The organism is Oceanobacillus chungangensis (assembly GCF_003369565.1).
Taxonomy (GTDB): domain Bacteria; phylum Bacillota; class Bacilli; order Bacillales; family Amphibacillaceae; genus Oceanobacillus; species Oceanobacillus chungangensis.
Window position 1 is genome coordinate 125532 of sequence record NZ_PIOD01000008.1, and the last position, 12735, is coordinate 138266.

Genomic DNA, 12735 nt, shown 5'->3' on the forward strand with positions numbered 1-12735 from the left:
GCAATTCAGTTACTTTAACAAGTGTTGAATGCTACACTTATTATAAATCATAAAATGAGGTGTAGTCATGGATCAACATACATATTTATCATTAGATGCAACAGAAATGGCTGAATTTGTTAAGAGCAAGCAAGTGACACCAAAAGAGCTGGTAGAAATGGCGTTTGCTCAATTAGAGAAAGTGAACCCGACATTAAATATTCTGACAAGCTCAAGAAAAGAAAAAGCGTTGAAGGAAGCGGAGACTCTGGCAATTGAAGATGCTCCATTTGCTGGTGTGCCAATATTATTAAAAAATATTTCACAAAGCTTAGAAGGTGAACCACTCACTTCAGGATCGAAGCTTTTACAATCATCTATTTCCAAGCAGGATTCATACTTCGTTAAAAAGTTCCGTGATGCAGGGTTCCATTTTCTAGGCCATACGAATACGCCCGAATTCGGACTGAAAAACATTACCGAGCCAGAACTTTACGGACCGACAAGAAATCCATGGAATCCGGATTATTCACCAGGTGGCTCTAGTGGAGGATCTGCAGCAGCAATTGCTTCAGGTGTTGTACCGCTAGCTGGTGCGAGTGATGGTGGTGGATCGATTCGAATTCCAGCATCATTTACCGGATTGTTTGGATTAAAACCAACAAGAGGACGGACGCCGATTGGTCCTGGGTATGGTCGTTCTTGGCAAGGTGCCTCTATTAATTTTGTCTTAAGTAGAAGTGTTCGTGATAGTGCTGCAATGCTGGATATTCTTCAAGTTGTACAACCGGAAGCGGCATACCAAACACCACTTTTCCCGGGAAGCTATTTAGAACAAATGAAAGCAGCGTTCGATAAACCATTACGCATTGCTTTCACAACGAAGTCACCGGTAGGGACACCAGTTTCAAAGGATGCTAAAGAAGCAGTTATGAAAATGGTAAAGTGGCTTGAACAAGAGGGGCATCATATAGAAGAAAAGGATAATCCAGTTGATGGCCTGCAATTAATGAAGGATTATTATTTAATGAACAGTGGTGAAATGCATTCCACTATCCGCGGTTTAGAAAAAGCAATCGGACGGGGCATCACTGCTAAAGACATGGAAATTGAATCTTGGCTTTTAAGTGAGGCTGGGAAATCTGTTTCGGCTGCTGAATATTCAGAGAGTCTTGCATCATGGGATGTAGCAGCAGCGCAAATGGCGAATGTCCACAAGAAGTATGATTTTTATATTACACCTGCAACAGCGAATACAGCTCCAAAGGTAGGTGAACTGCCTTTATCAGCTGAAGAGCAGAATGAACTGATTGAACGGTTTAGTAAAGCAGATAAAAAAGAACAACAACAAATGATATATGATATGTTCCTGTCAAGCCTAACATATACACCATTTACCCAGCTTGCAAACTTAACAGGCCAGCCTGCTATATCATTACCTGTTCATTTAGCAGATAATGGACTGCCACTAGGGGTGCAAGTCATGGCGCAAAAAGGGGAAGAGCATCGCTTGTTACAGTTATCGGCACAATTGGAACAGTCAGATTTATGGGTTGGGATGAAAGGGAATCCTTATTTTAGAGATGTTTATTGATTAGTGGTTTATGCGGAGGATTGGAGTAGAGTGCTCAGCGGTGAACTGCTCCGCAATTGGGAGCAGTTCAAAAGGATATCTGAGCGCTCCGCATTAACACAAAACAGCTCCAACGGCGCATGTGACCGCTATTGAATAAAGTTTAGCGCTCCAATAAGACGTACAATAGCTCCATATTAATCCTCAGGCACTCTAATCTCCCTAATAGCAGCTCCAACATTACCGAGCACTATTTATTACCATCAACTTCACTACCAAAATCAAATAAAGTATATAAAACTATCTATCTGTAAATACTATAAATACAAATAATTCCGCTTTTACTTCTGAATCTTTTCTTGTATAGTTATAGTAGAAGAGACAGAAAATGCCGTTTAGAGGGTGGAGAGAGGGGCTATAAAAAGATGCTAGAGACACAGATATATAATGAAAAGATAGAAACAGTTTTACAAAATATAAGTAAAGTAATTATTGGAAAAGATGAAGTTGCCACACTTAGTTTAGTAGCGTTACTTGCTGGTGGACATGTATTGCTCGAAGATGTTCCCGGAGTAGGCAAGACGATGCTCGTTCGAACAATTGCAAAATCATTAGATTGTGATTTTAAGAGAATTCAGTTCACCCCAGATTTATTACCATCCGATATTACAGGAGTTTCCATCTATAATCCAAAAGAAATGGAATTTGAATTTCGCGCGGGTCCGATTCTAGGGAATATAATTCTCGCGGATGAAATCAACCGAACCTCGCCTAAGACACAATCCTCTCTGCTTGAAGCAATGGAAGAGAATAGTGTTACAGTAGATGGCCAAACGCTTCCATTAAAAGCACCTTTCTTTGTAATGGCAACTCAGAACCCAATCGAATATGAGGGAACATATCCACTTCCAGAAGCGCAGCTTGATCGTTTTATTCTGAAACTGAAAATGGGTTATCCTTCCTACCAGGATGAATTAGAAATGTTAGAGCGTACGGCAAGAAATCATCCAATTGGAGCAATCCACTCTGTTTTAAGCAGGGAAGAGCTAATTTCGATACAAGAGGAAGTTAAGGACATTTATATTGACCGGAATGTTCAGCAATATATTATTAATCTCGTAACGAGAACGAGAGAAAATCCGTCTATCTATTTAGGTGTAAGTCCGCGTGGCTCGATAGCATTGATGAAGGCTGCGAAAGCATATGCATATATCCATGATAGAAATTATGTCTTGCCAGATGATGTGAAATTTCTAGCACCATTTGTTATGGCACACCGAATTATTTTAACATCGGAGGCGAAATATGAAGGTGAGACAAATGAAGATATTATTGCTTCCATTGTAAAAACAACACATATACCGATTCGAAAGGAATTTCTTGAATGAAGGCAATGCTAGGATTTATCCGTGATCTACTTTTTATTATCGTTGCCTCCATCGCTTTATTTGCTTATGCGATGTTTCAAGGAGGATTTGTTAGCTGGTTTCTTTTTTATGGCTTCCTCCCGATCCTTCTTTATCATTTCTGTTTATTGCTTTACCCGATAAAAAACTGGAAAGCAACACGACGACTTAATCATTCTGTTATTCATGCAGGAGATGAAGTAGGGGTTACGATTGAACTCGAAAGGTCCATCCCTTTCCCATTATTTTATTGTATTGTCGAGGAATTGCTTCCCGTGACTATAAATAGAATGGATACCCGTCATGAGAAATACCATTCTATGGAGCAGCCGAAGCAATATTATGATCGGAAAGTAAAAAGAGTGATATTCCCATTATTTAACCGAAAGTTCGAGTTATCATATAAGCTTTCACAGGTTCCACGTGGGGAGCATCGGTTAACAGGTATCCAAGTGCAAACTGGTGATATCTTCGGTTTTGTGAAAAAAAAGTTCGTTTTTCCTATTGTTGATCAACTCACTGCATATCCGAATGAACGGCCACTTCGAATCATTGAAAGTGTAAGCAGCTTTGAACATGGTTCCATTACTTCTTCTGCCCAAAATTTAAAGAATACAAATGTTGCAACAGGAGTACGTGAATATGCGCCTGGCGATCGGTTTTCTTGGATTGATTGGAAGCAGACAGCTAGGAAGAATGCGGTCATGACTAAGGAATTCGAGCAGGAAAAAAACACCAATATGCTTGTTATTCTTGATACTTGCAATTATCAAGGGATGAATACCTTGGCATTTGAAGCGACGATTGAATTAACGCTTTCCTTAATGGAGACGATTCGCAAACAGGCAACACAAGTTGGACTAGTTTCAATCGGTCAAAATATTAACCGATTTCCAAACTATGATACAACGACAAGTAATGTAATCAAAAGGCATTTGACAAGGCTTGAACCAACAGGTGTACGCCCATTTTCATTAATCCTCAAGGAAGAAATGAGGGAGCTAACCAGTGGGGAGATCGTAATTTTAATCACCACCCATTTAGACGATTTCTTTAAACAGACGGTACAGCAGATGTGCCAGCGCATGAATCAAGTGGCGGTTATTTTTATTCAATCTTCAGCTTTAATTAAGGAAAGAGAGCAACAGATTATTAAGCAGCTTGAGTTTTCGAGTGTTAGTATCCAAGTTTTGACGGAACAACAATTAGTGCAGAATCCAATTGAGGTGAGCTTCAGATGAGTAAATTTAAAAAAATTCAATCATCAACCATCTACGCCTCTATTTTGTATATATTGGGTCTTTTATTGTTTTTAGAATGGTTGTATCCGATTCAGGATGTTACCGATACCGAGGGTTTAACATTATTTATTATTTATTCTGCGTTTTGCTTCTTTATCTCGATGTTCCAGTTTAAATGGTGGATTTCGTTTCTATTAAAAGGACTTGCAATGGTGTTGATTTTGAATGGCTTGTATTTTGATGGACCGATATGGAGCAATCTATGGTTTGAACAGTTGAGAATGGAGTTCACATTTAATTTTGAAGCGCTCTTTTCCCAGTCCTGGTATACATTAACGCCATTATTCAGGAGTTTCTTATTTCTATTATTAATCTGGTTGATGAGTTATTTATTATACTATTGGTTTGTGCAAATGAAGCGGATTTTTCTCTTCGTATTACTGACGATTATTTATTTAGCTGTGCTAGATACGTTCACAGTGTATGATGGGGCAATGTCAATTGTAAGAACGTTTATCATTTCCTTACTTGCATTAGGTATTGCAAATTTCATGAAAGAAATCGACATGGAATCAATTCGGTTTCAGTGGTTGAAGCGAACGCCTATTTGGTTGCTGCCGATAATTGCGATTGCACTTTTCTCAACGATTATTGGAGTTGCAGCTCCTAAATTAGAACCGCAATGGCCAGATCCCGTTCCGTTTATTCAGAGTGCAGCGGAGAAAGCTGGTGGTGGAAATAGTTCCGTAATCCAGAAGGTAGGCTATGGTGAGGATGACTCAAGGCTAGGTGGTTCGTTTATCCAGGACGATACACATGTATTCTATGCTACCGTAAAAGATGAACAGTATTGGAGAATTGAATCGAAGGATGTATATACTGGAAAGGGATGGGAGCTTTCAGCGCAACCAAACTATGAACCACAACCGAATGGAAATATTACGTTCGAGACGTTCAACAATACAGTTGTATCAGAAAGTATGGAAGGGACTATTGAACTAACGAACACCAAGATTGGCAAGCTTATTTATCCATATGGTATGTCCAAAGTGTATGGGGAGGCAGAATATGCATTAGACGAGCAATCTGGAGCAATTGAATTAAGCCGCCCATATAATGAGGACACAATTCCATTTAATTATAAGATTGACTTTGAGAGCCCATCTTACTCTATTAATGAATTAAGAGAAAGTAGCGAGCCGTATCCGACTGAGATTAGCAATCAATATACCCAGCTTCCACCAGCATTACCGGAAAGGGTTGCTCTGCTAGCAGAGCAAATTACCGCAAGTTATGATAATCGTTATGATAAGGTAAAGGCAGTTGAAAATTACTTTGGTAGCAATGGGTTTGTCTATCAAACGACAGATGTTCCGATCCCAGAACAAAATCAAGATTATGTGGATCAATTTTTATTCGATTCAAAAGTAGGATATTGTGATAATTACTCAACATCAATGGTTGTTTTGCTGCGAACATTGGATATTCCAGCAAGATGGGTAAAGGGATTTGCAAGCGGAGAAATTGTCGAGCGTGGAGAAGCTAGTTATGAGGTTTATAAAGTAACGAATGAAAATGCCCATTCTTGGGTAGAAGTATATTTCCCAGAGGTTGGCTGGGTTCCATTTGAACCGACACAAGGTTTTGCTAATACATCTGACTTCCATATGGACACAGAAGGAAATCGTGAAGCGTTGGAGAATGATGCAATGACCCCAACACCAGAAAGCCAAGACCCGGAAGAGCAAATGGAGGAGCCTGAGAAAACTGAAAAAGAGAATGCGAGTAGTAGAGATAGAGAAGCAGTTTCGTTTTCGATAAATTGGTGGTATGTAGCAGTTGGTTTGGTTATCTTAGCTGCTGTTCTATTCATCATTTATAAATCGAGATTCCGTTGGCAAATGTATTTGATTTCATTGAGCTTAGGCAATAAGCAAGATGCCAAAAGCTTTCAAGAGGCATATCATTTCTTAATGAAAATCTTAAGTGGACGAGGTTTTGAAAAAGAGCCGAGCCAAACATTGCGTGAATTTGCAAAAAGGGTTGACGAGCGTTATAGCACGAATGAAATGGGACAATTAACGAGCAATTATGAGCGGATGCTATATAAGAATGAAATAGAAGCTGCTGAAATTCAAAAGCTGACGAAATTATGGAAAGATTTAATCAAAAGGATAATGGGTTGACCTGATAGTTCTTGGTTAGTAGAATAAGACATATTAAAAGTTTGTAAAGAAGATTCGTAAACTGGTGATTGTAAATTTTACAATCATGGTTACTCCTTTTTTGGTAAATAAGAGAATGTGCAACTACGGTTGACACACTAAGTTTCAAAAAAATATAAAACTGAATGATATGCCCTCGTATATCCTTGGAAATATGGTCCGAAAGTTTCTACCGGAGCACCGTAAATGCTCTGACTATGAAGGCAGAATATCTGGCATCTTAATGGAACCTGGATTTCTGTCTTTTTCGAGCTATATGAAAATTTTGTATAGGTGTGAAAAGCTGAAATTTAGGCTTTTTTTGATAGAATGAATAATCCTATGACACCAAATAAAAATGCCTGTTTTCAAGGTGAGGCGCTATATTCACGAAGCAACTAAATTTCGCACAGACAAAGGAGCATAATCATGGAAAACAATGAAATGATTCTCGTATTGGATTTTGGAAGTCAATACAATCAACTAATTACACGTCGGATTAGGGAGTTTGGTGTGTATAGTGAATTGCACTCACATAAGCTAACAGCAGATGAAATTAAAGCAATCAATCCAAAAGGTATTATTCTGTCTGGTGGACCACATAGTGTTTATGATGAAAATAGCTTCCGCCCGGATAAAGATATCTTTGATCTAGGTATTCCAGTTCTAGGAATTTGTTATGGGATGCAATTAATGGCATTGCACTTCGACGGTACTGTTGAAAAGTCAAAGAATCGCGAGTATGGTAAAGCCTTAATTGATTTAACACATGACCCGGTGCTTTTTAAAGATACTCCAACGGAGCAAACGGTGTGGATGAGCCATGGCGATAAAGTTACGGCAGCACCTCCTGAATTCCAAGTCGATGCAACAAGTAATTCAACACCTATTGCAGCGATGAGTAATCCGCAAAAAAATCTTTATGCGGTACAATTCCATCCAGAGGTTCGTCACTCTGAATATGGTAATGACGTATTGAATCATTTTGTGTTTGATGTGTGTCGTGCTTCTGGTGACTGGACGATTCAAAGCTTTATTGAAACAGAAATTGCAGCGATTCAAGATAAAGTTGGCGACCGTAACGTACTATGTGCGTTAAGTGGTGGTGTTGATTCATCTGTAGTTGCAGCTTTAATTCATAAAGCAATCGGTGATCAGCTTACATGTATTTTCGTTGATCATGGTTTACTTCGCAAAAATGAAGCAGACGATGTAATGAAAGTATTCGCAGATGATTTCCATATGAATATTATTAAAGTCGATGCAAAAGATCGTTTCCTATCAAAGCTTAAAGGTGTAGATGATCCAGAGAAGAAACGGAAAATTATTGGTAATGAATTCATCTATGTGTTCGATGATGAAGCAGCGAAGCTAAAAGGAATTGATTTCCTAGCACAAGGGACATTATATACTGACGTTATTGAAAGTGGTACAGAAACTGCACAAACAATCAAATCCCATCACAATGTTGGTGGATTGCCAGAGGATATGCAGTTTGAGTTAATTGAGCCATTGAATACTTTATTCAAAGATGAAGTGCGTGAGCTTGGAAGCCAGCTTGGTATTCCGGATCATATTGTTTGGCGTCAGCCTTTCCCAGGACCAGGTCTTGCAATTCGTGTTCTTGGCGAAGTAACGGATGAAAAATTAGAAATTGTTCGTGAATCAGATGCAATTTTACGTGAAGAAATTGCACTGGCTGGACTTGATCGTGATATTTGGCAATACTTTACTGTCCTACCTAACATTCGCAGTGTAGGTGTAATGGGCGATGCAAGAACATATGACCACACAATCGGTATCCGTGCTGTGACATCGATTGACGGCATGACCTCAGACTGGGCACGCATTCCGTGGGATGTATTAGAAAAGGTATCAACTCGAATTGTTAATGAAGTAGACCATATTAACCGCGTTGTGTATGATATTACATCTAAGCCGCCTGCTACGATTGAGTGGGAATAATCAAGCGACACTCTATACACTGAAAAACGTTGATTTTATGCCGTTTAGGTAAAACTCATATGACTTTCTGAGACCAAAATTCTTTTGAATTGTCTCCAAGATTGTCGCCAAAAACTCTCGCCGAATGATTGTCGGTGGGAGTTTTTATTTAAGCTTTAGCCGGTTGAGTGCATGAAACGCGCGAAACATTAAACCACCTGCTCTTATTTTCTCATCGATCGGCTTCATCACGGTGGCATGGTGTATAATGTGAGGTACAATCGTGTCATTAGGATATCTTTCGAAATCATATTAAAAACAGATATACAGATCATCACAGATGCATTTAAATGTTATACTAGAAGAGAAAACAAGAACATTGTATTGCTGTTTGAATATGGCAAGAAACTAAAGGTTGAAGGAAAACTTCAAACCTATCTAGAATTACTTTTTTAATCAATGTATAAGAAGAAAATTGGAGGAATACAAATGTCAAGTACAGCACAACGTGCCGTATTACAATCTCAAATCTGGAAAATAGCCAATGATGTCCGTGGCTCAGTAGATGGATGGGATTTTAAACAATATGTTTTAGGAACGCTTTTTTATCGTTTCATAAGCGAGAACTTTTCTAGTTATATTGAAGCGGGAGACGAAAGCGTCAATTATGCAGACCTTCCTGATGATATTATAACGAAAGAAATCAAAGAGGATGCCATTAAAACAAAAGGTTATTTCATATATCCGAGTCAGCTGTTTGCTAATATTGCGAAAACCGCTAACACAAATGAAAGCTTGAATACAGATTTAGCTGCCATATTTTCTGCTATTGAAAGTTCAGCAAATGGTTATCCATCTGAACTAGATATTAAAGGATTATTTGCCGATTTTGACACGACAAGCAATAGATTGGGAAATACAGTGAAAGATAAAAACAGTCGTTTAGCTGCTGTCATTAAAGGCGTTGAAGGGCTTAATTTTGGTGATTTTGAAGATAGTCAAATTGATCTTTTTGGTGATGCTTATGAGTTTTTAATCTCTAATTATGCTGCCAATGCTGGTAAATCTGGAGGAGAATTTTTTACACCGCAGAGTGTGTCTAAGCTTATTGCTCAATTAGCAATTCATAAGCAAACAACCATTAATAAGATTTATGACCCTGCAGCCGGTTCAGGTTCATTGCTATTACAAGCAAAAAAACAGTTTGATGATCATATTATCGAAGATGGTTTTTATGGACAGGAGATTAACCATACAACTTATAACCTTGCTCGTATGAATATGTTTTTACACAATATAAACTACGATAAGTTTAATATTTCTTTAGGAGATACTCTATTAGACCCTCACTTTGGTGATGAAAAACCTTTTGATGCTATTGTATCTAATCCACCTTATTCCGTAAATTGGATTGGTAGTGATGACCCAACACTTATTAATGATGAAAGATTTGCTCCTGCAGGCGTATTAGCCCCAAAATCTAAAGCCGATTTTGCCTTTGTACTTCATACGCTTAGTTACCTTTCAAGTAAAGGTCGTGCTGCAATAGTTTGTTTCCCTGGTATTTTTTACCGTGGTGGTGCAGAGCAAAAAATTAGAAAGTATCTGATTGATAATAACTTTGTTGAAACGATTATTTCATTAGCACCTAACCTTTTTTATGGGACTTCAATAGCGGTTAATATCTTGGTTCTTTCTAAGCATAAAATAGATAATAAAACTCAATTTATTGATGCAAGTGGAGTAGATTTCTATAAAAAAGGAACGAATAATAACATACTTACAGATGAACATATTGAGCAAATAATGGAAATGTTTGACAGTAAAAAAGATATTGATCATGTTGTAAATTCTGTTGAATATGATGCAATCGTTCAAAATGATTACAACCTATCTGTGCGCACCTATGTGGAAGCAAAAGACACAAGGGAAGTCATTGATATAAATGAGCTGAACGCAGAGATAAAAACGACTGTAGCGAAGATAGATCAACTTCGTGCTGAAATTGATGACATTATTGAGGTGATTGAATCATGATTAAGCTGAACTTTATGGAGAAACTCCTTGAGGGGGTTGGGGTTGAGTGGAAGAAGTTAGGGGAGGTGGCTGAACTTTATGGAGGTCTTTCAGGCAAAAAGAAGGAAGACTTTGACAAAGGAAACGCTCTATACATTTCATATAAAAACATATTTGATAATATAGAAATAAATTTTGATAAGCTGGAATCTGTAAAAGTGTCCGATTCAGAAAATCAACATGAAGTAAAATATGGTGATATTTTGTTTACAGGCTCATCAGAGACGGCAGAAGAAGCAGGGATGTCTTCAGCTGTTACAAAAAAGTTTGAAGATAAAGTTTATTTAAATAGTTTTTCATTTGGCGTAAGATTTAATAATGATATTCATATAATACCACAATTTTCAAAATATTTATTTCGCAGTCATTTTATGCGGACTGAAATTGCAAAGACAGCTAGTGGTGTTACGCGTTTTAACATATCTAAAGCCAGATTTAAAAAACTCTCAGTCCCCATTCCACCCATTAAAGTGCAAGAAGAAATCGTCCGTATTTTGGACACCTTTACAGAGCTTACAACAGAGCTTAAAACAGAGCTTACAGCTCGTAAAAAGCAGTATGCCTATTATCGTGATAAGTTATTGACTTTTGAAGAGGGCGAAGTAGATTGGAAGGCGTTGGGGGAGGTTGCGAAAATATTCGATTCATTGCATCAAACACCACAATACTCAGATCATGGACTGAGCATGATAAGAGTTACTGATATTAAAGGTGGTTTCGTGAATTTAGAAGATACTTTAAAAGTTAGTGATGAAATATATAGAATATTCACCAAAAAGTATATACCTCAAAAATATGACTTGGTAATGTCTAGAGTAGGTTCGTATGGAAATGTTAGCATTGTTCCATCAGATAACGCTGTTTGCATGGGACAAAATACTGTTGTAATTCATCCCTTGATAAATAGTAAATATTTATATTATATTTTGTTATCTAATAGTGTACAAGGTTTCATTGAAAGAAACGTGGGAGGAGGCAGTCAAAAAACGCTCAGTCTAAAATCAATTAAAGAAATACCTATTCCTATAGTAAATGAAATAGAGCAAGCTCGCATCGTGTCTTTACTCGACAAATTCGACGGTTTGACATCCTCAATTACCGAGGGCTTACCTCGTGAAATAGAATTGCGTCAAAAGCAATACGAATATTACCGTAATATGCTACTTTCATTTCCGAAAAGTGAGGTGAAAGCATAGTATGGGGAAGAGTTTAAATGAAATTGCTCAACAGTTAAAAGATGACAATAAAAAAGTCCGACTAATTTATGCCTTTAATGGAAATGGCAAAACAAGACTTTCAAGGGAATTTAGATTGTTAGTTTCACCTAAAGTATTTGGTGATACGGAGCTAGAGGAATCAGAAGTAGTTGGTAAAGAAATTCTTTATTATAATGCTTTTACGGAGGATTTGTTCTATTGGGATAATGACTTAGAAAATGATGCTGAACCAAAACTTTTAATCCATCCTAATTCTTTTACAAGATGGATTTTTGAAGAGCAGGGACAAGATAGAAATATTATTACTAATTTTCAACGTTATTCCGATGAAAAATTAACTCCAAATTTTAATGAAGAATTTACAGAAGTAACCTTCTCATATGAGCGTGGCAACAATGAACACTCGAATTATATCAAGATATCAAAAGGAGAAGAGAGTAGCTTTGTATGGTGTGTTTTTTATTCTCTACTTGAACAAGCTATTAATGTATTAAATGTAGCTGAACCAACCGATAGAGAAACAAATCAGTTTGACCAGCTGGAGTATGTATTTATAGATGATCCTGTAACTTCATTAGATGATAACCATCTGATTCAGCTGGCTGTAGACTTGGCTCATTTGATCAAAATAAGTGATTCAGGTCTAAAGTTTGTTATTACATCACACAATCCTATTTTTTATAATGTGCTCCATAATGAAGTCAACAAAAAGACCTGCTACATGCTAGAGCGTCAGGAAGATGGCACTTTTAAATTTGATGAAAAATCAGGAGACTCAAATAAGAGTTTTTCATATCATTTGCATTTGAAGAAGACGATAGAGGAAGCCATTGAGAACAATCAAGTACAAAAATATCATTTCACTCTTTTAAGAAATCTATATGAAAAAACAGCTAGTTTTCTTGGATTTCCATACTGGTCAGACTTATTACCTGATAACAAACAAACTTATTATAATCGTATTATTCAATTTACAAGTCATTCTACATTAGCGAATGAAAGTGTAGCAGAACCATCTCCCCAAGAAAAACAAACTGTTAAGCTATTACTTGAACATTTGACTAGTAACTATAGCTTTTGGAAGGAGGCATAAAG

8 protein-coding genes and 1 riboswitch are annotated in these 12735 nt (G+C 37.4%); all 8 genes read left to right on the forward strand.

What is annotated here, in order from left to right; translation table 11 throughout:
• The first annotated feature begins 67 nt into the window (after positions 1-67).
• Complete coding sequence (locus tag CWR45_RS08885) at positions 68-1573, forward strand: amidase (RefSeq protein ID WP_115749510.1); 1506 nt, start codon at positions 68-70, stop codon at positions 1571-1573.
• Between the two features lie 404 nt (positions 1574-1977).
• Positions 1978-2940, forward strand: coding sequence for an AAA family ATPase (locus CWR45_RS08890; RefSeq protein ID WP_115749511.1), 963 nt, complete (start codon positions 1978-1980; stop codon positions 2938-2940).
• Positions 2937-4199, forward strand: coding sequence for a DUF58 domain-containing protein (locus CWR45_RS08895; RefSeq protein ID WP_115749512.1), 1263 nt, complete (start codon positions 2937-2939; stop codon positions 4197-4199). The genes CWR45_RS08890 and CWR45_RS08895 overlap by 4 nt, the downstream gene beginning before the upstream one ends.
• Positions 4196-6385 (forward strand): transglutaminase TgpA family protein, encoded by a 2190-nt coding sequence (locus tag CWR45_RS08900; RefSeq protein ID WP_115749513.1) that lies wholly within the window; start codon positions 4196-4198, stop codon positions 6383-6385. Before CWR45_RS08895 ends, CWR45_RS08900 begins: the two co-directional genes overlap by 4 nt.
• Positions 6386-6540: 155 nt before the next feature.
• Positions 6541-6642, forward strand: a riboswitch (purine riboswitch).
• Between the two features lie 190 nt (positions 6643-6832).
• The gene (gene guaA, locus CWR45_RS08905) at positions 6833-8368 is read left to right on the forward strand and encodes a glutamine-hydrolyzing GMP synthase (protein ID WP_115749514.1); all 1536 of its coding nucleotides are present in this window, start codon (positions 6833-6835) and stop codon (positions 8366-8368) included.
• Positions 8369-8836: 468 nt separating this feature from the next.
• Complete coding sequence (locus CWR45_RS08915; protein WP_115749515.1) at positions 8837-10384, forward strand: type I restriction-modification system subunit M; 1548 nt, start codon at positions 8837-8839, stop codon at positions 10382-10384.
• Positions 10381-11619, forward strand: a complete 1239-nt coding sequence (locus CWR45_RS08920; RefSeq protein WP_115749516.1) for a restriction endonuclease subunit S — start codon at positions 10381-10383, stop codon at positions 11617-11619. The genes CWR45_RS08915 and CWR45_RS08920 overlap by 4 nt, the downstream gene beginning before the upstream one ends.
• Before the next feature lies 1 nt (position 11620).
• Positions 11621-12733, forward strand: a complete 1113-nt coding sequence (locus CWR45_RS08925) for an ATP-binding protein (protein WP_115749517.1) — start codon at positions 11621-11623, stop codon at positions 12731-12733.
• The last annotated feature ends 2 nt before the right edge of the window (positions 12734-12735 follow it).